This is a genomic window from Pectobacterium sp. HCp5_1 (assembly GCF_032905925.1).
GTDB lineage: Bacteria > Pseudomonadota > Gammaproteobacteria > Enterobacterales > Enterobacteriaceae > Pectobacterium > Pectobacterium brasiliense_A.
Genome location: NZ_JAUMIO010000019.1, coordinates 75322 through 98044, shown reverse-complemented (window position 1 = coordinate 98044; position 22723 = coordinate 75322). Strand labels below are relative to the sequence as shown.

Here is a 22723-nt window from a genome sequence, read left to right as displayed (position 1 = left end):
GTCTGTTTGCTCACAAAACGGGCATTTTACCTCAACCGTTGCCATCAGGCTCTTCTTCTAAATATTTAGGAAAACAGATGAACATTCTACCTGACGATCACCGAGTTGAATACGTGACCCTTTATTACCCGTGCCGCTCCAGAGCTCCTCTTTACGCCATGCCCGAAGAAAGGCACGCCGTACTGCCTGAAAAAGCGTACGGCTAAAGCTGTAATCGACCCAAATCACGACATCAACATTGCGCCATTTGATATCACGCGTTCGATTATAGTTGCCATCCAGCACCCAGTTTTCAGGCCCCAGCGCGTTTTCAAGCCGTTGAAAAAAATCGGCATCCGTCCGTTCTTGCCAGTCCTTAAGCCAAAACAACGCATCCATCTCAACGTACGGAATGGCCAGCTTGTCAGACAAGCGACGCGCAAGCGTAGATTTGCCACTTCCGCTGGTGCCAATAATATTCACTCTCATTCGCCACGACCCCTTTTACTCGTACACACGATATTTTAAGAAGAAAACGATACATGTTAAGAAGAAAATTACGCGGTCATTCTATTTAAGAAATAGCGGAGAATAATAACTATTTTCACCTAGCCAGTAATGACATTTATCAATATATGACATTATGTTTCAGCGGTAATTAAAATATTACCCTGACATCACCGCAGGCACATTATTGATATCAGATAAATCCTGACTACAAATACCCACATCATCGTTATGCTATAGCTATCCATTTGATAGGTAATTCTTTTCAATATTAATTTTTATCACTGCTATAATTAATCACATTGAACAGAAAGACTATCAATAATTAAAGAGAGGATACTATTATGCCTACCGCTAAACTCGTGAAATCAGTACCGTCCGAACTGCTTTACACTCGTAATGATTTGGACGATAGCGTTAAGACCTCGACGATCGCGCTGTTAAACCAACTGGTTGTTGATTTCATCGACCTGTCATTGATTACCAAACAGGCGCACTGGAACATGCGCGGTGCAAACTTCATCGCCGTTCATGAAATGCTGGATGGCTTCCGCACCTCGATTATTGACCATCAGGATACCATCGCCGAGCGCGTGGTGCAGATAGGCGGCGTTGCTCTGGGTACTGTGCAAGTCGTGGGTAAACAAACCTCACTGAAAAGCTACCCAACCACTATCCATAGTGTTCAGGATCATCTGAAAGCGCTGGCCGAACGCTATGCGATTGTTGCCAACAACGTACGCAAAGCCATTGGTAAAACGGAAGATGAGGCCTCTGCGGATATTCTAACCGCCGCATCACGCGATCTGGATCAGTTCCTGTGGTTCATTGAATCAAACATCGAATAGTCGACGTTATCACCCCGCGAACGCGTTCAAGGCTGCTTAGGCAGCCTTTTTTCCGCCAATCTCCCGACTCAAGCCGCCCTCTTTTCTGGCATAACCCGCACAAATCACGCATTTTATCCGTTAAGACGCTCAAAAAATTAGCTTTTGCCCGTATTAATTGGCCATAACGCTAATCAACGGTTGTTTCCCTCCTGTAAATCAGTTAATCATAGCAGCGCCTTGCCTGAGCGAATCGGAGGTGAAAATTTCACCGCTAGCAAGGTAATAAATAAAGCAACAGGTTAAGCACAGCGCAGGGTAACTGACTCAGGTTTCACTTTCGTACGATGTACTATGCTTAAAACGCCTGTAAAACAAAAAGCTCCCACAACTGCTAATAGGAAGGGTTTAATGAAATCACTACTTAAGGCCTCTTTGGCTGCACTGACGCTGATGATGAGCGTATCTAGCTATGCTGCTGAGAAAGAACTGATTGTCGCTACAGACACCGCTTTCGTCCCTTTTGAATTCAAACAAGGCGACAAGTACGTCGGTTTTGACATCGACCTCTGGGATGCTATCGCTAAACAGCTCAACCTGAAGTACACCCTGAAGCCAATGGACTTCGGCGGCATTATTCCTGCACTGCAAACACGTAACATCGATCTGGCACTCGCAGGCATTACGATTACTGAAGAGCGCAAAAAAGCAATCGATTTCTCTGACGGCTATTACAACAGCGGCCTGCTGGTAATGGTCAAAGCAGACAACAACGACATCAAAGGCGAGCAGGATTTGGCAGGTAAAGTGCTGGCAGTGAAGAGCGGCACCGGTTCCGTTGATTACGCGAAAGCCAATATCAAAACCAAAGATCTGCGCCAGTTCCCGAACATCGACAATGCCTATATGGAACTGGGCACCAACCGTGCTGACGCCGTGCTGCACGATACACCAAATATTCTCTACTTCATCAAAACCGCAGGCAACGGCCAGTTTAAAGCGGTAGGTGATTCCATTAAAGCCCAGCAATACGGCATCGCGTTCCCGAAAGGCAGCAACGAGCTGCGTGAAAAAGTGAATGGCGCCCTGAAAACACTGCGTGAAAACGGCACTTATGCTGAGATCTACAAGAAGTGGTTTGGCGTAGAACCTAAGTAATTGCCGATTTAATCTGGAGATATTCCATGCAGTTTGACTGGAGCGCCATTTGGCCTTCTCTTCCCCTCCTGATGGAAGGGGCAAAAATGACGTTGTTGATTTCTGTTCTGGGTCTGCTTGGCGGCCTGGTGATTGGCGTGGTCGCGGGTTTTGCCCGCGCCTACGGCGGCTGGTTTTCCAGCCGCATTTCGCTCGTTTTTATTGAAATTATTCGCGGCACCCCGATCGTTGTGCAGGTGATGTTTATTTACTTCGCCTTGCCAATGATTTTCACGTCCGTACGAATCGACCCTTTTGCCGCCGCCGTCGTCACCATCATGATTAACTCTGGTGCTTACATCGCGGAAATCACCCGTGGCTCGGTATTGTCGATTCATAACGGTTTTCGTGAAGCGGGTCTGGCGCTTGGGCTGTCTCGCAGCGCGACGTTACGCCATGTGATTGCCCCACTCGCCCTGCGTCGCATGCTGCCGCCACTGGGTAACCAGTGGATTATCAGCATCAAAGATACGTCACTGTTTATTGTCATCGGCGTAGCTGAACTCACGCGTTCAGGTCAGGAAATCATCGCGGGCAACTTCCGTGCGCTGGAAATCTGGACTGCGGTTGCCATTATTTACCTGTGCATCACGCTGATCCTCAGCTTTATTCTGCGTCGTCTGGAAAGAAGACTTAAGATTATATGATTGAATTTAAAAACGTATCCAAACACTTTGGCAAGACACAGGTCTTACACAATATCGATCTCACCATCGGTCAGGGTGAAGTTGTGGTCATCATCGGGCCTTCAGGTTCGGGTAAATCCACGCTGCTGCGCTGCATCAACAAGCTGGAAGAAATTACCAGCGGCGAATTGGTTGTTGATGGCCTGAAAGTGAACGATCCGCGCGTTGACGAGCGTTTAATCCGTCAGGAAGCCGGGATGGTGTTCCAGCAGTTTTATCTGTTCCCGCATCTTACCGCGCTGGAAAACGTCGCGTTCGGCCCTATTCGGGTTCGCGGCGCGAGTAAAGCCGATGCCGAGAAGCTGGCGCTGGAATTACTGGCGAAAGTGGGTCTGTCAGAACGCGCGCATCATTACCCTTCCGAGCTTTCCGGCGGTCAACAGCAGCGTGTCGCTATCGCCCGTGCGTTAGCGGTTAAACCGAAGCTAATGCTGTTTGATGAGCCGACATCGGCACTCGACCCGGAACTGCGTCATGAAGTGCTGACCGTCATGAAAGATCTGGCCGAAGAAGGCATGACGATGGTCATCGTCACTCACGAAGTGGGCTTTGCCCATAAAGTGGCTTCGCGTCTGATCTTTATTGATAAAGGCCGCATCGCAGAAGATGGCGACCCGGAAACGCTGATTACGAATCCACCCAGCGACCGTCTGCGTGAATTCCTGCAACACGTATCTTGATCAACAAGGGGGCTTTCGCCCCCTTTCTCTTACTTATGATGCCAGCGAACGTTATGCCTGCAAACGCGGATATTCTCGTTCAATAAACGCCGCGAAATCCTGGCACATCTTCTCGTCGCTCTGTTCATTATCCGCCAGCACGCGGCTACCATCGACCACGCGAATACGCGCAGATAGATCGAAATCTGCAGCAGGCTGAGGACGAGCTGCCGCCTTCGCCATCATTCCTTCTGCCTGTTGCCAGGCTTCATCAACCGTCAGATTACAGGCCTGCGCCAGATAAGCGGGGTTGAAGCCCTCACCGGTCAGGCTACGTAGCGTATCGTCGTGACTTACGCTATTGCCCGGATGCCAATAGTGTTGTGCCAAATCAGGGCCGATAGCCGGGTTATCCGTCAGGTAACCGTCACGTTGCAGGAAATAGCTGCGCGTCTGCTCCACCGCCATCAATGCCAGCAGGTATCCCTGATAAGAACACGCCGACTCCATAGACAGCAGATGAGGGATCGCCAGCGTCGGGCGTGGGCTACCGCTAATACCCAAAATGCGCTGCTCGGTGTCGCGCGCCAGTTTCGTCATCGCTTCTGGCGTACGCGCTTCGTCGTCCCACGAATAGAGTTGCCACTCAAAATACGGCACCAGCAGGATGTGTCGCTCACTAAAGGCTCGCATTGGCTGCTGCGTGCTGATATCCGCACGGATTAATTCATCAGGAATCGTCTCTCCCTGCGCATTCTTTGCATAACGTTTTAACCAGTCGGCATCACCCAGCAGGCTGTCGCAGAACATAGACTGCGTTTCTGCATACGCCATTGAGGTTGGCGGGAACTCCTGCGAAAAGCAGGGCGCATTTTGTCGAATATTGGCAAAATGCGCGGCGTGCCCACCTTCATGAAACAGCGTATTAATGCCGCTGGCACCGCTACCAATTTGATCCGGCTTTGCCAGACTGGTGAAATTAATCCGTGCCGGAACCCATTTTCCTTCCTGCACAAACGGCGGCACCGGGCCATGCATAAAGCCGTTCTCGTATTTACCTTTGCGCACCAGCAAATCGAGCTGCATTTCTGCACCGTTAAACCCAATACGCAGACGCTTAAAGCTGTTGATCCAACGCTCCAGCGACGCGGAGAAAGGGAAATAGGGATCGAGCTGGCGCGTCACATCGCCCGCGCTGGCATAGCGAATATTCCACGGCTGCAGAGCCTCTTCGCCCTTTTCATCCGCCAGATTTTTCAGGCTGCGAGTATTCGCTTCACGCGTTTGATCTTCAAAAGGATCGAGGATGGCAAAAAGCTGCTCAGGCGTCATCCGCTCCGTCTTGTTGACTTTGTAGTCAAAATAGTTGCGGTAGCCCATCTGACGAGCGAAACGGTTACGCAGTGAAATCAGCTCAGGGAAGCCATTCTGCAATAGCCACTGTTCAAGATCGCGCAGCGCCTGCTGGGAACTTTGACGATAGGCTTCGGTATCATTGGTCGTCTGATTGGTCAGCAGTTCTCCGAGCGAGGCGGAAACACGCTCACCTTTGGCATCCAGATGTGTCATTTCATAGGATTTACGCTTGGCGTATAACGCACTTTCGGCGGTGATAATCTCATCCATCAGCGCCTGAGCCTGCGGATCTTCAATCACATTGCAGTCGAAAAACCGATACCAGCCTTGCAAACCGTGCGACAGCGCCTGCTGTTGCTCATTACGCGGACTGTTTTCCAGTGCCGCAAGATGGGTTCTTAGCTCAGCCAGACGCTGCGGCTGCGAAATAAAACGCTTATACGCACTTTCTGCGGCGGAGAAACGCTCGGACACGTCATCGTTGCCCGTTCCCATATACAGTTGCCAAAACAGTTCTTCTTTCGCCTGATGAACCGCAAGATAGTTGCGATTCAAGGCGTTAAAATAGTCCGCTACCTGTTGCATGCTATTCCTTCTCTCTTCAAATGGCAGCCGCCTGGCTGCGTGAAGTGGCGCGGTAAACCGCGTCCGAATCCGCTCCGGCAAACCAATCAGCCGAGGCGTTTCTTAATCGTGGCGACAGCCTGTTCCATTGTCGCCGCTTCGCCGGCGGCAACCAGACAGCACGCCAGTTGCAGACGAATCGCCTGCGGGATGGCAATTTCCCCCGTCAGGCACTGTACCGTCCAGCGCGCCGTGGTTGCGGCATCCTTCGCAATCGGCAATGCATCGGGTGCGACGCTGATCTCCTGCCGAAGCTGCAGCACTTTGGTATTTTGCTGATGAATAAAATGAATTTCCGGGCAGCGCTGCGGGTTGGCGTAAACCTCCCCTTCCGTGCCATGCATCAGAAGTGCGCGCCCGTTGATGTCATTAAAAAACGTCCCCACGCGGGAAACATATTCAGGATGGGAAACGCTGGCAACGCGCAGCGCGTCGCTTTCACCAAACGGCGTCGCCACCTTAGCCAGCGTGTGGCTACTATTACGCACCCCCATCCGCCAGCGCAGTTGTAACTGGCGATCGATAGCCGGGCACAGCGTCGAGACAGGGATAAAGACCGGGCTGCCGTTATCAAGCTCCTGCTGCGCCTGCTCGGCATTCTCCGCTATCGTTACGCCGAGATTACGCAAAATTTCGGCACTGGTAACGCGGGTCGGATCGTCGCTGACGCCGTGAATCACAACCGGAAAACCCAGTTTTGCCAACAGCAGTGCCAACAGTGGTGTCAGGTTAGCCTGCTTCCGCGCCCCGTTATAGCTGGGAAGCACAATAGGCATAGGGAAGCCCGCAGGCGGGGTCAGGCGCAACACATGCTCGTTCATCGCCTGATAAAAACCCAACATCTCGGCTTCCGATTCACCTTTGATGCGAAACGCAATCAGCAGCCCACCGAGCTCCAGCTCCGGCACGTCACCGCGCAGCATCGCGCTATACAATTCATAAGCCGTTGCCTGACCGACATCCCGCGCATGATTTTTCCCGCGCCCCACTTCTTTGATAATTTTGGTGTAATCCATGCTGGCCTCTCATTTTCGGCGACACAGTAAAGAACTTATCAATGAAAATAACATGTTTGGTGGGGTTCTGGTGATTCTGACGCAAAGGAAATTGCTATCGCGCTGTACGTGAGTCGGTGGCAGGAACACCGTTCCTCCTACTCGCGGGAAAGTATTTATAAATAGTTTTCTCTGATACACCGACGACATTCGCCACCAGGTGGTCCTTTTCAACCCCGCCGCAGTACATTTTTCTCACTGACTATATCCTAAAAAATCAGCTCACATTCTGTTCGAGTCAGCGCTTTTTCTGTCACTCCGTACTTTGATCGGTAGTAGATACACACGAATAGCCAAAAAATATTCCATAACCCATGACATTTTCATTTTATTACAGGGTTTCGCAATACTCGGTATGGGAATGGTAACTAGCGCAACGGATGTGCCAAATATCACTACCACAGATAAGCAGTTTTTTCTAAATCTAAGAGGTATTAAATAAAGGGGGAATAAAAATAACACCTATAGAGAAATACTCTGGTTAGCTTCTGATAATTCTATCCGGGGTGGAGATATAAATAGTGAGATTACTATTAGAAGGATGAGGTGCCGCATAATAGAATACGGCACCCCATGAGCGATGAACTACAAAATCAGGCATACTGATAGGGAAATATTCATAAGCACTTGATAGTAAAAATTATAAGTTATCGCTATAACCATCACTCAATTAAAGCACTATTAGAGGTCGTAAATCATAACAGTAACCATCGAAGAAATAATAATGCCATCCGTGTTGTTGTCTGACGCACAAACAGAGATATGGCTGTTATCAAGAAAATCCGCATGAGCAATGGAACCAAACCGCTGATTAACAAAATTCTTGCGACCATATACTTGAATAGGAATTGCAAAATATGAACTTAATTCAGACTCGGCATGAGCAATGATGGGCACTCGGAGATTTGAAACGGGAGTGTCTAACTCCACGTTCATCTGGTATTGCAACCCATCAATATCAGCAACCTGTCCAATCGCATGCATCCCCACTTCACGGTAAACCAATCCCATAATATAGAAAGATTTTTTTGAACCAACAGCAACCCCGTGATTAGGGTAATTAATTTCCCACATACCATTAGACGCATTAAGACCATTATCCATTGTGATCTTTGTTACAGGGAAACTTCCGGCTAGACGGCGACGAACATATGGCGCACTGATTACATCAGTAAGGGTTGCATCAACCAGAACCATCTTTGTCACACCCAGTTCGACATAATACCCTTGGTCTTGACGCGTAATGTAGCACCGCAATGTATTTGCATTCACTGCGGTGAACTCAACACCAACACCATTCATTGGGGAGTATTGACCTAATGCTTTCAACTTAAAGCCAAGGTTCAAGTTAATATCACTTGTTCCATCAAATTCCACACCGTTAATTTTACGCGGAATGGCCAATTTAGTGGCCGACACCGCAGTTCCTGCAACTGGTAATGCCCCAATTTCAGCAGCAGTAGGTTTATCTTGATCGCTATAAATACGTGCCCACGGTTTTTCAAAACCACTATTATCACGCGAGCTTCGATATTTTACTCCGCCATTAGCAAAGTCAAAATAAAACTGAGCTGCTGATGCCGAACCGGTATTTAATCCCATATGCCAAATTAGGGATGAATGTGTACCGTTATCTTTTAAATACGCACCAGTAGGGCTATTCCATGCAAGATCATCATTCTTATAAACAACACCGGATGAGCCCTGTCGCACATAATTATTATCAGCATCTGTTTTTGCCATAGCACCAATATCTGCTGCAGTAGGCTTATTTTCCGTATCGTAATCCAGCACCCATGCAGACCACACTCCCGAATACTGGGTTCGTTTGTAACAGCGGGAGTTGTTGTAAATACGGTAAACCTGAGTAATGCCAGCATGTTTCAGAACTTCAAGCGAACCTGCCTGCGCCTCTGGGTAATTTTTGCCCGATGCTGCCTGAACATTTGCAGCCTGATGATATAGTCCCGGCGTGGTATAAGCGTTCAAATCAACAGCATTGCCGATAGATAACGATGCCGAGAAAATACCTTGAGAATTAATATTTATATCTGCCGTGCCGTCAAATGCCACACCAGCAATCTTTCTCGCGACGGCTAATTTTGCAGCAGACACCGCCGTTCCTGACGCTGGCAATGCGCCAATATTTGCGGGAGTCAGTGCAATATTGGCCGAGCCATCAAACGGGACGCCGTTGATGGTACGGGGCGTTGCGAGTTTTGCCGCTGCCTGAGCCACTGCATTCACCGGTAACGCGCCAACATCAGCCGCCGTCGGTTTATTCTTCGTATTGTAATCACGTCTCCAACCTGGAGAATAATCAATACCGTTATAGACATACGTGAATTGTGCATTCGCTGAGTCACTAAACCCAGCTGGCGTTGTTGAAGGCGTTGTTATCCTGATTGTCGTGGCATCGTTTTGCCCCATAACCTCAACAACAGAGCCAGCCAGTGGTATCTGACCACACTCAGTGTCAGAGATGATTTTATTATGGGCATATGACCACGAACCACGACACACCCAATAGGCGTGAACAAAGGCACCCTGACTTTCTAACCAGCCAATAAACTCAGCGGTTGTCCATAAACCGGCGCTTCCTCCAATGGGGATAGAAGAACTGTATGCACGCGATGAACCCAGATTGCGGTTAAACAGTTCTCTATCCTGAATATCTGCCCCGTTTTGATCTTTAGCCAATTTCGTCGAACCGACCGAGCGCACAAATGCCGTCGTCGCGATCTGCTGACTATTACTGTCGGTTGCAGGCGTTGGCGCTTTCGGTGTACCGGTGAAGGTGGGATTCTCCTTCGGTGCATATTGCGTATGCGGATCAGCGGCGGCGGTGTGCTTCGCCAGATCGCTGCCCGTTTTTTCCTGCTCTTTTTTCAAATAGCTGGTACGACTGGCCAATTCTTTAGCCTGTCGGTTTGAAACACCGTCCGGTCCACCTACGACCGGATCTGACGTTTCGATTTGGTAAATGCCGTCAACCCATTGTGGGTTCTCTGACAAATTCGCCATGTTCAAGCGCTCCCATGATTGTAGTTACTGTCGTATATTGCCGTCCGGTTGTAGCGGATAGGCACTTCCCAATATTCGATGCTGGCCAGATGGCACCGCGCTGGGGCAAACATCCCAATAGCATTACGCAGCATTCTGACCTGATCGTTGGTAATCGGTTGTTTTAGCAGTACGCGATAAACTGCCCACGCTGCTTTATCGCCATGCACATAAAGGTTGTTGTAGGTGGCTTCGCCGTCGTAGCTCAGGCGGCCAATGTTCTCGATCAGCGTACTGTCACCGAAGCCGAAGCGGCGGATGATCTCTTTAATGCTCCAGGGGGTACCTTTGCTTCGATGCAGATCGATAGCGGCCTTGATCAGCGCACGTTTAGAATCATCCGATTCCGCCAGTTCCCAGCCATCGCCAAACAACGAGAACTGCTCTGCCAACCAGGGCAAGGCGCTCTCATCAGCGATATCGATCAGATAAACCAGCAAAGCATTCAGATCGATGTCATCAAAGCGGTCGGCCAGCTCCGCCAGCGAACGAAAGCTGGCATCAGCCGCCAACGGCGGTGGCAGCAGTTGTTGTGAATCAGCCATTCGACACCCCGACGACGCTGACATTGATGCCCGTACAGTTCGCCCATTCACTGTCATCAAGCACCATCAATGACGGCGAAACGAGCTCAACCTGATACACGCCGGGGATGGATAACGTGGCGATAATCTGGCTTGGGACAATATCGCGCCCCAACGTGGCAGTACGGGTTTCAACCCAGGCCTGCACCGCTTTTTCTGCGGCGGCCTGAACGACGCCAGCCTGTTCGCCGTTAAACAGCGTCAATTTGGCGCTGATGGCGTAATCCACCTGCGTGGGTGATTTGGCGGAAACAAAATCCGTCAGCGGGCGCACCTGTTCGTCAGAGCAAAAACTTTCCACCAGCGAAAGCATGCTGCTGTCCGGCAACCCCGTGCTGAGCAACGGATACAGCACTACTTCACCCGGTTCGGGCGACATCACCGCCACATCAACAATGTTTTGGTGTGCCCGCATCGCATGGAAGCGATACGCCAGTTTCGATCCCGCCGTACTGAACGATTCTGGTGCCAGCTGAACACGTTCACGCAGGCGATCGTCATCTTCCTCGGCGGAACCGCCGCTGCTTTTGGTGATATTGATGACGCTTAAATCGCTGTCGCCAATCTCATCCAGCAGCGTACTGATCTGGGCAGGCAGCCAGTCATTACCCACATCACCACTTTCGGTACAGGTCGCCAACACGGTGACGCCGCTACCGTTCATTCTCAGCAACGCGTCGCTGTCGGTGGTGAAAATCACGCTGTCCGACGCACTAACGCGAGTGCCCGCAGGAATCAGCAGATCGCTGACTAGCGGCGTTTCAGGAGTAAAGCGAAGCTCTGCACGTGCCGGCTGCGCCGCCAAACGGTAGACACCGACCAGTTCTGCCAGATAATCCAGCATCGGTGCACGAGCAAACGCAACCAGGTTCTGCTTGGCGGCTTCCTGGACCGCACTACGCAATAAGGTTTCCCGGTAGGCAAAGAGGTTAATCAGCAGGCGTTCGGCCTGCGCCGGATAGAGTGTTTTCCCCGAATCAGCTTCATATTTCGCGATCATTTCGGCGGTAATCTTCGCCGCATCGCGTTCAATAAAATTGGGTTCTGTCAGCGCCATAACAACTCCGTGGTCTGTGTCACGCCGTTAGCGGTTTTCCAGCTAACGTGCAGCGTCAGGTGAGCCCCATTCACAGAAGGTTTAACCGCCAGTAGCTGGCAGCGAGGTTCCCATCGTTTGATCGCGTCTACCGATTCCCTGACGACATGCGGGATCGCACGATCGATCGGATAATCGAGATACAGATGTAGATTGCTACCAAAGTCAGGCCGATGTGGGTCGCTGCCGCAGGGTGTCCGCAGGATGATGTGAATCGCCTGCATGATATCTGCCGTTCCTTCGACGATGTCGCCAGAACGTTGCAGCGCCGGTTGCCAAAAAACAGATTGAGTTTTCATAGGGGGCCATTGTCGCCCCCGGTGAGAGGAAAGAATTGTAAAGCGGTTTAGGAAAACGCTAGTGCGAGTGGTGGTTGGAGTTACCGCCGGCATCCATGACGCTGCCGCTAGCGCTGACGTTACCGGAGATACTGACATCGCCACTGAGGCTGGCACCGCCGGAACCGGACATCCCGCTCTCGTAGGTGAGTTGCCCTTGCACCAGAAGCTTGCCCGTCACCGTCGTCTCTGGCGCATTGATAGTGACACGCTGCGCGTTAACCACCACGTCAGTGCCACTACTAATCGCAATATGCTGCACGCCGCCGTTGATCGTTAACGTATGCGTTCGGCGATCGTATTCAATATGCGCGCCGTCAGCGAACGTTACCGCCCTTTTGTCCTTATCTACCAGCGTTGGCACATCGGCGGCAGAGTAAATCGCCCCCAGCACCAGGCCATCCTCGCCGTTGCCGTCCAGCAGAACTTCGACCTGTTCGCCAATATCCGGCAACCAATAATCCTTATTATTCTGCGTATTGCGCTGTAATACCGGCAGCCAGGCCGTACGCAGATTGTCGCACTCTGGTAGACGAACGCGCACCATCACGCGAGCCTCATCCACCGCGCTTATCGTGCCAATTCGACGAGATAAACTCATAAGCCTATATCCTTTTTGCTCTTAACCTTCTGCGTTGTCTGGCTGCCATCCGGGTGGTAAGTCACCAGCGTTTTTCCGCCATCCGATTTCCGCTTGCCCGCCGTAGTCGGCCCGCGAATCAACCCAATCTCCGTGGTATAACCACTGCCACGTTCCAGAGCATGGCGAGCCGATTCGATCAACCAATGGCCAGAAAGTTGGCCGAATGACACCAGTTCGACTTTATTCCCCGCCGCCAACTGCGGGCTGCCCATCAACGTCATCGACCCCTTTTGTTGCTTTTCATTGTGCGCATCCAACGCGGCATCCGTTTTCATCCTTGCTCCAGAAGCATCCGCCGCACGCACGTTAACTTTCAACGTATCCGCACTGGTCTCAGCACCGGCAGACTTCATTTCGTTGTTCGCGCCACCGTTGGCTTCATAAACCATCAGTTTCTTTTCACTCCCTTTCTGATATTTCGTCTTAGCGTTTTTATAGACGTGGCTGATCGTATCGCTCAGTGAAAAACGCGCGACGTCCGTTGGCTTAATTTGCCGAACAGACGCCTGATTGCGTAGCGCCGCCAGATGGGAAAAAATCAGTTGGTCGCTGACCACCTTCACGACATAGCCATATTCACTGGCGAGCCGCTTTAGAAAAGCGACATCGGTTTCCGCATATTGTGTAACGCGATCGATCTTGATGATCTGAATCTTCCCTACCAGCATCAACTGATGCTTTTTCGCGATACGTGTCGCAATCGCGGCTAACGTTGTATCTTCAAAACCGCGGTTTGATTTGGTTCGCAACGCACGATTGACCGATGTCGCAACGCCGCGAATCATCACTTCGCTCGGCGGTGAGCTCACCTCAATTTCATCAATCGAGAAAGTGCCGCAGTCAAACAGCATTTCACCGAGATAGCCCAGCTTGAGCGATAACGTATCGCCCGTACCGGGATACCATTTATCTATCCAGCGGCCATCGGTATCATCGAGCCTGACCTCAATCGAATCCGATTCATTCTTAATGCTATCGGTATACGTCACGCTGGTAACATACGGCGCGATATCATTGGTGATGTCTTTTTGCTGATACCACAACGTGAACGCCGGTTGCAGTACTTCCGACACCGCAGGAGAGGACAGGGTTAGTTCTTCCGTTAACGCAGCCATGGTGGGGTATCCTCCGTTTTACTGACCTCTGCCTGTTCAATAATCGGAATCAGCACCACCAAACCCGATGGCAACAGCGGCACAATGGGGACATGCGGGTTAGCCGCAATAATCCGCGGATAGCCGAGCGGATCGCCGTAATACAGGTAGGACAAGGTATCCCAACGTTCGCCCTGTGTAGTGATATGTTCAAGGTGCATATGCTTCAACCCTCTTCACGATTTCCGCCGTCAGTTTGCTCAGCGCAGGCTCAGCGCCTTTAAATGTGTCGCTAGCGGCCTCAACATGTTTACTGATGGCTTCCAGCTTCTCGATAACGTTTTTGCTGTCGACGCCCTGCAACAAGGTGGCAACTTGCTTGACCTGACTCAGCATTTCATTCGCCGCTTTATTAACCGCTGTAATTTCAGGCATCATCTTCTCTGCCTGAACCGCCGTATCAGATATGGCCTCTGCCACTTTTTTAAACGCCGGTTCCACCTGACTTAACGGCGTCAATACATTCCCGACTTGCGTTAGCAGTCCGGGAATTTGCAACAGCGCGGTTTCAGGATTGTCCTTCATCCGTTTTACAATCTGAACGGTGGTTCTCGCCGCATTAACGGCTGAATGTGCCTTCTTGGCATACGTGACAGCCGTGCGTAGTGAAGCTGAAAAATTGCTTACTTTCTGGACCGCCGTGGTGATGGCACTGACGTTAGGAACAGGCGTCTCTATCGCAGGCGGCTTGAGCGGATTTTTCGGATCGCCAATATATTCTCGCAGCGTTAGCGAGGCATTCATGGCCAATACGTTGCCCTTCGCGTCGGTATGTTCGCTGGTCGACGTCAGTGCCGTAATCACAAACCAGCCGCGATAATCTCCATTGCCGAAGACTAACGCCATCGCCTGATGCGCCCGCATCGCCTCAGTCAACCGCTTCAACTCCACATCCGGCGTGCAGTACTGCTTGTGAAACACCAGACTAATAGTAATTTCGTCCAGCTTCGCACCGATGAATTGCAGACCGGGTTTACCTTCAATGCGGCCATGCTCGGCATAATCTGCACCGAATGACGTATTAAAGCCGTCCCAGTATGCGGTCACTTTAAATTCAATATTTCCTAATACCGCAAACATCAGGCGTACCCCCTGCGCTCACGCTGAGTGAGCAGCTTGTTCAACATATTTTCCAGTTCATTCATGCTAAGCGTCAGCGTCTTCGTCATTTCAGGCGTTGGCGCGGCCTTCTGGCCGTTGAGATAAATGGTGGGAGAAAAAGCAACCTGAACACGTTCGGAAGGGGCTGCGGTGACTAACTTACCTTTCGCTCCACCAACAGTTGGTGTCAGTGCAACACGCTGTTGCGGGGTTGGTTCTAGCGACAATGCAGATACCGACGTGGGTTTTAGAACTGGCGTGGCTACAGCACTGGCAGCCACAGGTTGGCCGCCAGCTTCGATAGAGACGGTTTTCAAGCCGATACCCAGAAAGTTTTTAACGCTATCGGGAATAAATTCGTCGATCGTTTTCAGGACGTTTTTTAGCTCGGGGAAATAACTGATCAGCCCCTTAACCAATGCATCAATAATCACGCCACCGAGTTCACTTAAACTACCGGGAAGTTGAATGCCCAATTCGCTGACAGCATCGGCAAAGATGGAATACAGCACGCCAAATGGCGACCAGTCGAGCAGTAAAGCGGTAATACCTACTACGCCACCAGATACCGCATTGCTGAGCGCCTCCCATCCCGCATTAAAAGCCTGGCTGACTTGCGACCAGAGGTTTTTAAAGAATGCACTAATCGGTTCCCAATATCGGTAAATCAGGTAAACAGCCCCCACAATTGCCGTTACTGCCAAGCCAATCGGATTCATCAGCAGCATACGTCCGAATGCTCCAATTCCACCAACCAGCCGGCTCAAAATCCCCCCAATACCTTGCAACACTCCGGTCGTTCTTAATCCCGCATTGAACAGCTGCCAGCCACGCTGAACCTGCAAAATACCTTCCCAAACGCTCAGTAAAGGCGATAACAGTGTGGTAATCCCCAGCTTCGCACCGCTCAATGCCATTCTGAACGCGAAGAAACCGGCAACGGCCATCACGATCCCACGAACCAGTTCAGGGTTCGCCGCCGTCCAGGTCACCAGTTGATCCAGAATAGGAATCAGTATGTCACTCAAGGAAACCAATACTGGCACCAGCGCTTCCCCCACATTGAGTGCAATATTCATCACTGACGTTGTCATTTGATTCCAACGCCCGGTCAATGTGTCATTCTGCCGGGCGAGGTCGAGACCCAACGTTTGCGTGGCTGTCGGGCTGTTCATTCGCTGTTGGTTCGCTTGATAGCTCTGCCAGTTCTGCTTCATCGACATCGCATGATTGACAGCTTCTGGTGTACGGAACACCTCCTGCAATCCGTAGCGCTGCATTAAACTTTGCTGTGCGTCTACGTTGCCCGCTTTACTGGCCTTATCCCATAGTTGCTGGAATTGACTGCCTTTGCTGTCGATGAATCGGTTACTAATCTGAACCGCAGCGTCGTACTGTGAATACCCACCTTTCATGTAGCTTTTTAGTGACGCGTTATAATCTACGCCCGCGTTGTAGTAGCTGTCGGCAATGTCAGTTCGTCCCACCGAATTCATGAAACTCTCCAGCCGGGCAGCCGTGTTCGCTTCTGTATCCGCGTCTTTTGTCGCGCTCAGGCTTGAAACCAACTGACTCAACGCCTGATTGCCCGTCGCCCCCATCGCCGTAAACCCTGGAGCTAGCGCAGTCGCGTATTGCGTCATCGACGCCATGGAGAAACCCTGTTTCGTGCCCGCCAGCATGCGGGAGAAGGATTCCTCCAGCGCCTTAGCACCTTTCAGGTTAAACACGTCATCTAATGTGGCCGAAAGTGCAGTAAGATCGGACAGCGCCGCGCCAGAGGCCGTTGACGTTTTCCCTAAAACTGCCGCAACATCCGTTGCCTGATCCGGTGACATGCCGTAAGAAAGCAGTTGCCCGGCACTACCGAGCAATGCATCTGGCTTTTGGTTCACCTGTTGAGAAGATTGACGCAGTTTCTGCCCCATCAACTTTTCTTGCTCACTCGATATCCCATGAGCAACGCTGATGTCACGCAACTGCGCCTCAAACGAGGCATAGTGTGTAACCGACGCCACAATCGGCTTCATGACAGAACCAAACTGCTCACGCTTAGTCTTAAAGTCGTCGGCGAGTTCACCCCGACGGCTACGTAGTGTTTCTTGACGTGACTGGATACCCTCCAGCCGTTCCTGATTGGTTACCAATTTACTTAGTGACTGGCTCAGTCGGGATGTCACCTGTGTGCTGCGCAAACTGACATTGCCGAAGCGCTCCAGCGACTGATTAAACAGACGCTGCCACTCCTCAGCTTGTTTGAGTTTATCGCTAAGTGGCTGCAGCGATTTTTTTGTGTCATCCAGCGTGGCGCCAAACGCCCTGCCCAGCATGACACCGTTTAAAAGCATATCCACGGTTCACTCTCATTCAGAAAAGCCCCTTGCGGGGCGGATCGGAGACGGCGGCTTGCGCCGCTCCAGTTTGGTTTCCCCATCACAAACAGGGGATAAAACGAGGAAAAGGACGAGTGATAAGCGGGAGAAGAAGACAGGTGGTGAGGGAGGAAAACGGCCAGCGTCCTGTCGCTGGCCGGGTTGGGTGGATGGTGGCCTAATTAATCCTGTCAGTAATCAGTCTTCCTCACCGTTCTCACGTTTTATCTGTTCGCTGGCTTCATCCAGCCAGTGTTCAAAGTCGTCCAGTTCCAGCGCATCAATCTCACTCGGCTGAAAGCGAAACCACCTCGCCAGCAGGGCCTGCGCTTTCCACAGCAGCGCCGGCTGCGTTATCCAACCCAAGTAACTGCTGAAATCGTTTTTGCAGCGCCATGTAGTCCTGCGCATCCATCTCATCGATGTCTTCCGGCACCAGACCGGTCATGCGTGACAGCAGCGCGTCGTCCCAGTTGCTCGGGTCATCGCTGATTTTTTTCACCGCTTTGATGTCTTTGACTTTCAGACGCTTGAGCGAAATGGACTCCACGCGTTGGCCGGCAGAAGTGGTGTAAGGGAATTGCAGAGAATAGGTTTCAGTGTGCATAACGGCTCCTTAGTAAATGTCGGGAGCAGTATCGCGTGCGGCGAGGAATAACGATTTTAAAGTGAATTAGAAAACGAAAGCGGCAGGCATAAGAAAGGGGCCGAAGCCCCTTTCTTTCCTTACTTAGTCAATGAATACCAGATTAACCGCCGATATTGGCGCGGTAGCTGTTCAGTTGATCCACGCCGCCCACCATGAAGATGTTGGACAGGTAATCCAGTTCCAGCAGGTCTTCACCGTTCATCACCTGCTTGATGTAGGTACAGCTGAATGCGCTGCTAAAATCCGGGTTTTCGTGCTGCTTGAACGTGCCCAGCGGATTCTTTTTGAACATGATGGTCATGTGCGTCACCAACGGCACTTCTTCGATACGGCCTTGAGAGCCATAACGTTCCACGCTGGAGCGACACTGCAGCGCCAGCGACTGGTAAGGGTTCGCTGCCGCCAGCATCGCTTCGCGGTAGAAGGAGTTCCACTTGATCTCGCCTTCCAGCTTGTCGAAGCCCGCAGGCAGTTCAATCTTGCCGACCATGCCCAGCGCCTTGTGCTCCTGCATGATCATGGAGATATCCGGCAGTTTGATTTCCTGTGCACGCCCCAGCAGGTTGGTACCGTTGATGTAGATGTTGGCGTTGGTAATACGGTTTACTTCAATTTTCCCGGCCATCAGTTAGTGCCCTCCAGCGTTACCAGGTATTCCGAGGTGATCTCCGTCTCAAAGGTCAGACGCTCAAGCGGCGGCGGCGGAGTGAATTTGTAGTTAAGCAACAGGTGCCCTGCCGCCAGTTCGGTTTGTTCGTTACGCGCAGCGTCGAACCAGCATTTGAAGCCCAGCAGCGCGCCGTCACCGATCAGCTTGCGACCGTAGGCGTTGACGGATTCCACCAGCGCATCGATCAGCGCCTGATTGATCGGCATATCGATATACTGCTGGCTGAAATAGCGGATGGATTCGTTAATCACATCGCCAGTACGACGCACGTTTTCAAAGTTCTTCATGTGCGTCACTGTTGGCCAGGCCGCGGTGCGATTACCCCACAGGCGCAGGCCGGAGCCGTAGCTGTTGAAAATGGTGCTGATACCCTGCTCGTTCAGCAGGTTCACTTCACTCTGCGGATCGTCAATCATCGCGGACAGCTGGCGCTCTACGCCGGTGATCCCTTTGATTTCCTGATTGGATGATGACCACCAGAAACCTTTATCCAGATCGACTTTGGCACGCAGACCCGCGGCACGCGCCGACAGCGGTTCCAGACGTTCGCTGTTGGTTTCCGCGTCGTACACTTTTACGTGCGGATAGCACAGACGAGCGCGTTCAGAACTGGTGTTAAAGTTGATCGTGCCTTCCGGGCCACGGCCGCTCAGCGCCTGCGCAAAAGTGGTACCGATTGGCGCATCGATATAGGCAATCGCGCCCAGTTTGTCGGCCAGCGCGATCAACTCGGTCGTTACGCTATTTTGCGTACAGAACACCGGCGAAATCAGAATCTTGGCAAAGAAGCCGTACAGGTTGTAGGTATCGTTCAGCAGCTTCATACCGGTGCGTTTGCCCGCGGCGTTGATGCTGCCGATGATGTCAGCGGCAGTCACTTTCGTGACATCAGCAAAGTCGTAAGACGCGCTGACCACAGCGGTCACATCGATGTTTTTACCCAGATTTTTCAGTACGCCGGTTTGTGCATCCAGCGTATAGTCCTGACCTTCGACAAACGGCTGACCGCCTTCTGCCGCCGTCAGCACCACTTTGGCAACCACGCGGTTCGCCAGTTGTGCCGTACCGGTCGCTTTGTCAAAGGTGACTTTTTCTGCGCTCACAGACGATTTGTGTTTCGCCGGATCCAGCACGTTGATGACCAGAACCGTACCCGCGCCGTGATCGTAAATTGCATCCAGTGCCTGCGGGATGGTATAGCCGCCGAACTGGCTACCAAACTGTGCCGCGTCTTTTTCGGACAGACACAGCGTAACGTCATTTACCGCACCCTGCGGCGCCGTACCAATCAGCCCAATCACCGCAGATTTGACGGTTTTCACCGGACGAGCACCGGTTTCAACTTCAATTGTTTCTACACCATGTAAATAATTAGCGGCCAAGGGTCACCTCCGTTGCGTTATCAGCCAGAACCTGATCCGCGACAGGCAGCAAATAGCCCAGCGCGATCAGCGTTTTCACGTACTCATGATCTGCCGGCAGTTCAGTTACCTGAGCGGGCCAAAGCAGAATTTCCTGACCATCTGCCAGCGTGACGCCGCTGGCGGGGCCGGTGTAGCGGTATTTCATGCGTCTTTCTCCTCATAATTAACCGTGGTAAGCAGCGGACCATCCGTCTGCTCGCGGTCTTCGATAAAAAGGGTTTCTGTGGTGCAATCGATGGCGTAATGCCAGCGTCCTTCGGTGTAACCAACGTAGCGATCGCGTACTAGCCGAATACCGCGATGACAGTCAGGCAGTCGATATCCTCCCAGCGCCTGACGGACGATATCGAGCGTGGCCAGCACGCCGTCTTCGCCATCCAGCTCCGGCAGCAGCACGGCAACCATCAGCTGTGGTCGCTGCGTCTGAACCGGAGAATCCGCATCTTCCGGTGCGGAAAATTCGGAACCGCGATACCCCACCAGTACATCGCCAGGTGTCAGGAGATCGGGCCTGATCAGAATGTTTTCTGGGCAGGACGCAATCCGCCGTGCAGGTAAGTGCTGCTGGAGGCGGGCTATCACCGCATCGATAATTGGTCTGGTATTCATATCCGTTCACCCGCTGTGTTAATGGCGCACTGTTTTGGTGGCACACCGTGTTGATGGCGCTAGTATCCGGATAATGGTTGGCTGCGGCTTTTAATCTGTTTTAGAAAAAACAGCGAAGTGATTTATTTGAAAAAAGACGGCTAATACGCTGAAAAATAAAAATTCTTTCGATAAAAAAACGCCAGCACAATCGTGCTGGCGCAAAGACAGAGAGAAACCAATGCGATGGGATTACCGATCCCAATATTTTTCTGGCCGGGCGATGCCAACCATACCGTCAACCGCATATTCCACGACATCCACACCAAGGCGGGTAAGATTCGCCAGCCAGACGCCGCCCACCGCTTTGGTCAATACCGCCATCTTGCGATCGGCCAGATAATCCAGTGCATGACGCAGCTCCGGCTCCGAGGCATCGGCATACAGCCGCTGCATCAGCGCTAGCAGGAACATTTCATTCGCGGTGTAAGGCCGCGTTTTGTTTAATGCGATAAGCAAGTGCCAGCGCATCGATTCCTGTCGGATACGCTGCGTATCAGCCATGATTGCCTCCCGAATTCCGCTGCTGCACCAATTCCAGCTTGTTATAAAGCGCATCCAGCTTGGCTTCGATGACCGTCTGACCACGGATGTAATCCTCACGTCGCACGTAGATCAGCGGTAAGTCAGCACGAAATTCCAGAAACTCGCGCTCCAGTCGCGTCCAGCCTTGCTCGCTCTTTTGGCGTGCATTTTCCAGAGCGGCAAAACGCTCGTTCAGTCGCTTTTCAATCTGAGTGAGCAGAATCCGTCCGGCGGCAAACAGGAAACTCATAAACGACAATAGCAGGCCGACCAGCGACCAGAATTCCACTTCAATCTTCACGTGTTACCTCCCCTGCCTGTTGTAGCGCGTCGATGTAATCCAGCAGCGCGTTAACCTGCGCACTCAGCGCTTGATAGCGCTCTCCGTTGTCGCTGATGTTGGCGAGAATATCGCGCTGGGAGACGCCTGAAGGCTGTAATTCGGTGTTAGTGGTTGCGCCGAGAGCGGACGCTGCGCCAGTGCGGCGGGCAGCGGCGGTAATGTCTGAGGCACCATTGGCGGACAGACCGAAAGCGGCGTTGTAGTGCTGCACGAAGCCACGAGTAAACACGCACTGCACAGGCTGAACTTTGCCTTTTTCGTCAATGTATTGCTGAGTAACATGGTCGATTTTCCGTTGCAGAGCGGCGTTATCCGCTGCCAGTTTTTGACGCGCTGCGACATAGCGCTGTTCGAGTTGATTCCCACGCTCTACCTGCTGCTGGTATTGCTCCGCCGCCGCACGTAGTAGCTGGCTCTGAGTTTCGGCCTGCTGCTGCTGTAGCAAGTTGAATGCCGCCTGCTGTTTCGCCAGCTCGGCATCCCCCAGTGCCTGCGCCAGTTGATAACCCTGATGACGGCCGGTCAGATAGACCGCGAGTAGCAACACCACGACAAGCAGGACGGCAACCACTCGTGGTGAAAAAAAGGATTTCAGGCTATTGAGAAACAGACTATTCCACACAGCTCGCCCTCCCCCAGCTCAAATACCGTGGCGCCAACTGATGCAAAATGCGGTCGGGATAATGACGGTTTTCACGCCAGTTGGCGGCACTGCGCCCAGCATTGACAGTTTCCACATGATCGAACCAGCGGAGTATGTCCTTCTCGGCGATCTTCGCGCGTTGCTTATCACGCTGTAACCAGCCAAGCCCGCCATTGTAGGACGATAAGGTCATTGCCATGCGTTCGCAGTCGTTGCTGGCGCTGATTCGCGTCCACAGCCAGCGGTCGTAGCCCGTCAGAGCACGGATCGCCCAGGCGGGATTAAACGGTTGATTAGCACGAAGTTCAGGAACGATACCGCTAAACCAGTCGGCGGTGGCCGGCATAAACTGCGCCAGCCCCTGTGCACCGACGGGTGAAACGGCCCTAGGATTCCAGCCGCTTTCCTGATGCAGCTGCGCCGCAAAGTCAGCAATCGGGGCATTCATGCCCCAATCCAACCGTGCGCTGCGAATCACATCACTGCGGTATGCCTGCGCGGCCCGAGGGATCGTGTCGGCGCAGACCGTCGCGCTAAAAAGCATCGGGCTAACAAGCAGCGTGATGAGAAGGTGTCGCAT

25 protein-coding genes and 1 pseudogene are annotated in these 22723 nt (G+C 52.0%); 4 read left to right on the top strand and 22 right to left on the bottom strand.

The features are described from left to right. Positions 1 to 114: 114 nt before the first annotated feature. Positions 115 to 468 (bottom strand): annotated as a pseudogene (locus Q3A88_RS14315) (adenylate kinase); the annotation flags it as partial. A gap of 362 nt (positions 469 to 830) precedes the next feature. On the opposite strand from Q3A88_RS14315, the gene dps reads away from it, so the two are divergent. The 4 genes from dps to glnQ all read left to right on the top strand — a co-directional run bounded on the left by dps (position 831) and on the right by glnQ (position 3876). Next, on the top strand, positions 831 to 1334 hold the full coding sequence (gene dps / locus Q3A88_RS14310; RefSeq protein ID WP_014914974.1) for a DNA starvation/stationary phase protection protein Dps: 504 nt from the start codon (positions 831 to 833) through the stop codon (positions 1332 to 1334). A gap of 390 nt (positions 1335 to 1724) precedes the next feature. Then, entirely contained in the window at positions 1725 to 2471 is a 747-nt protein-coding gene (gene glnH, locus Q3A88_RS14305) for a glutamine ABC transporter substrate-binding protein GlnH (protein WP_010294862.1), read from the top strand. 26 nt (positions 2472 to 2497) lie between these two features. Beyond that, positions 2498 to 3157, top strand: a complete 660-nt coding sequence (gene glnP / locus Q3A88_RS14300) for a glutamine ABC transporter permease GlnP (RefSeq protein WP_010294864.1) — start codon at positions 2498 to 2500, stop codon at positions 3155 to 3157. Next, positions 3154 to 3876 carry a glutamine ABC transporter ATP-binding protein GlnQ gene (gene glnQ, locus Q3A88_RS14295; protein ID WP_014914973.1) on the top strand — a complete coding sequence of 241 codons (723 nt, stop codon included), beginning with the start codon at positions 3154 to 3156 and terminating at the stop codon, positions 3874 to 3876. The genes glnP and glnQ overlap by 4 nt, the downstream gene beginning before the upstream one ends. A 51-nt stretch (positions 3877 to 3927) precedes the next feature. Here the strand turns inward: glnQ and Q3A88_RS14290 are convergent, their stop codons facing one another. The 21 genes from Q3A88_RS14290 to Q3A88_RS14190 form a co-directional block, all read right to left on the bottom strand. Then, positions 3928 to 5796, bottom strand: coding sequence for a M3 family metallopeptidase (locus Q3A88_RS14290; protein WP_317178143.1), 1869 nt, complete (start codon positions 5794 to 5796; stop codon positions 3928 to 3930). An 86-nt stretch (positions 5797 to 5882) separates the two neighbouring features. Continuing rightward, on the bottom strand, positions 5883 to 6851 hold the full coding sequence (ybiB, locus tag Q3A88_RS14285; protein ID WP_317178142.1) for a DNA-binding protein YbiB: 969 nt from the start codon (positions 6849 to 6851) through the stop codon (positions 5883 to 5885). Positions 6852 to 7571: 720 nt separating this feature from the next. Continuing rightward, positions 7572 to 9914, bottom strand: coding sequence for a hypothetical protein (locus tag Q3A88_RS14280; RefSeq protein WP_317178141.1), 2343 nt, complete (start codon positions 9912 to 9914; stop codon positions 7572 to 7574). 2 nt (positions 9915 to 9916) lie between these two features. After that, complete coding sequence (locus Q3A88_RS14275) at positions 9917 to 10498, bottom strand: phage tail protein I (protein WP_110162545.1); 582 nt, start codon at positions 10496 to 10498, stop codon at positions 9917 to 9919. Then, positions 10491 to 11594: a baseplate J/gp47 family protein gene (locus Q3A88_RS14270; RefSeq protein WP_052900268.1), complete on the bottom strand. Its 1104-nt coding sequence runs from the start codon at positions 11592 to 11594 to the stop codon at positions 10491 to 10493. The genes Q3A88_RS14275 and Q3A88_RS14270 overlap by 8 nt, the downstream gene beginning before the upstream one ends. Next, a complete protein-coding gene (locus Q3A88_RS14265) occupies positions 11585 to 11932 on the bottom strand; it encodes a GPW/gp25 family protein (RefSeq protein ID WP_110162546.1) in 348 nt (115 codons plus the stop codon). The genes Q3A88_RS14270 and Q3A88_RS14265 overlap by 10 nt, the downstream gene beginning before the upstream one ends. 58 nt (positions 11933 to 11990) lie before the next feature. Continuing rightward, on the bottom strand, positions 11991 to 12572 hold the full coding sequence (locus Q3A88_RS14260) for a phage baseplate assembly protein V (RefSeq protein ID WP_110162547.1): 582 nt from the start codon (positions 12570 to 12572) through the stop codon (positions 11991 to 11993). Then, positions 12569 to 13729 carry a phage late control D family protein gene (locus Q3A88_RS14255; RefSeq protein WP_110162548.1) on the bottom strand — a complete coding sequence of 387 codons (1161 nt, stop codon included), beginning with the start codon at positions 13727 to 13729 and terminating at the stop codon, positions 12569 to 12571. The genes Q3A88_RS14260 and Q3A88_RS14255 overlap by 4 nt, the downstream gene beginning before the upstream one ends. Then, positions 13717 to 13929 carry a tail protein X gene (locus Q3A88_RS14250; protein ID WP_039551266.1) on the bottom strand — a complete coding sequence of 71 codons (213 nt, stop codon included), beginning with the start codon at positions 13927 to 13929 and terminating at the stop codon, positions 13717 to 13719. The genes Q3A88_RS14255 and Q3A88_RS14250 overlap by 13 nt, the downstream gene beginning before the upstream one ends. Next, the gene (locus Q3A88_RS14245; RefSeq protein WP_317178140.1) at positions 13919 to 14848 is read right to left on the bottom strand and encodes a phage tail protein; all 930 of its coding nucleotides are present in this window, start codon (positions 14846 to 14848) and stop codon (positions 13919 to 13921) included. Before Q3A88_RS14245 ends, Q3A88_RS14250 begins: the two co-directional genes overlap by 11 nt. Beyond that, positions 14848 to 17217 (bottom strand): phage tail tape measure protein, encoded by a 2370-nt coding sequence (locus Q3A88_RS14240; protein ID WP_317178146.1) that lies wholly within the window; start codon positions 17215 to 17217, stop codon positions 14848 to 14850. Before Q3A88_RS14240 ends, Q3A88_RS14245 begins: the two co-directional genes overlap by 1 nt. A gap of 222 nt (positions 17218 to 17439) precedes the next feature. After that, positions 17440 to 17583: a GpE family phage tail protein gene (locus tag Q3A88_RS14235; protein WP_086002476.1), complete on the bottom strand. Its 144-nt coding sequence runs from the start codon at positions 17581 to 17583 to the stop codon at positions 17440 to 17442. Continuing rightward, on the bottom strand, positions 17528 to 17848 hold the full coding sequence (locus Q3A88_RS14230; protein WP_039287185.1) for a phage tail assembly protein: 321 nt from the start codon (positions 17846 to 17848) through the stop codon (positions 17528 to 17530). The genes Q3A88_RS14235 and Q3A88_RS14230 overlap by 56 nt, the downstream gene beginning before the upstream one ends. Positions 17849 to 17990: 142 nt before the next feature. After that, on the bottom strand, positions 17991 to 18515 hold the full coding sequence (locus tag Q3A88_RS14225) for a phage major tail tube protein (RefSeq protein WP_010281046.1): 525 nt from the start codon (positions 18513 to 18515) through the stop codon (positions 17991 to 17993). Next, on the bottom strand, positions 18515 to 19942 hold the full coding sequence (locus Q3A88_RS14220; RefSeq protein WP_010281043.1) for a phage tail sheath subtilisin-like domain-containing protein: 1428 nt from the start codon (positions 19940 to 19942) through the stop codon (positions 18515 to 18517). The genes Q3A88_RS14225 and Q3A88_RS14220 overlap by 1 nt, the downstream gene beginning before the upstream one ends. Continuing rightward, a complete protein-coding gene (locus Q3A88_RS14215; RefSeq protein WP_039468777.1) occupies positions 19932 to 20129 on the bottom strand; it encodes a hypothetical protein in 198 nt (65 codons plus the stop codon). Before Q3A88_RS14215 ends, Q3A88_RS14220 begins: the two co-directional genes overlap by 11 nt. Next, positions 20126 to 20593 (bottom strand): Gp37 family protein, encoded by a 468-nt coding sequence (locus Q3A88_RS14210; RefSeq protein ID WP_039500573.1) that lies wholly within the window; start codon positions 20591 to 20593, stop codon positions 20126 to 20128. Before Q3A88_RS14210 ends, Q3A88_RS14215 begins: the two co-directional genes overlap by 4 nt. Before the next feature lie 231 nt (positions 20594 to 20824). After that, positions 20825 to 21136, bottom strand: coding sequence for a hypothetical protein (locus tag Q3A88_RS14205; RefSeq protein WP_010281036.1), 312 nt, complete (start codon positions 21134 to 21136; stop codon positions 20825 to 20827). Further along, entirely contained in the window at positions 21129 to 21458 is a 330-nt protein-coding gene (locus Q3A88_RS14200; RefSeq protein WP_180791297.1) for a hypothetical protein, read from the bottom strand. Before Q3A88_RS14200 ends, Q3A88_RS14205 begins: the two co-directional genes overlap by 8 nt. Next, positions 21448 to 22122 (bottom strand): hypothetical protein, encoded by a 675-nt coding sequence (locus Q3A88_RS14195; protein WP_317178139.1) that lies wholly within the window; start codon positions 22120 to 22122, stop codon positions 21448 to 21450. The genes Q3A88_RS14200 and Q3A88_RS14195 overlap by 11 nt, the downstream gene beginning before the upstream one ends. Beyond that, positions 22112 to 22723, bottom strand: a complete 612-nt coding sequence (locus tag Q3A88_RS14190) for a transglycosylase SLT domain-containing protein (RefSeq protein WP_039527418.1) — start codon at positions 22721 to 22723, stop codon at positions 22112 to 22114. Before Q3A88_RS14190 ends, Q3A88_RS14195 begins: the two co-directional genes overlap by 11 nt.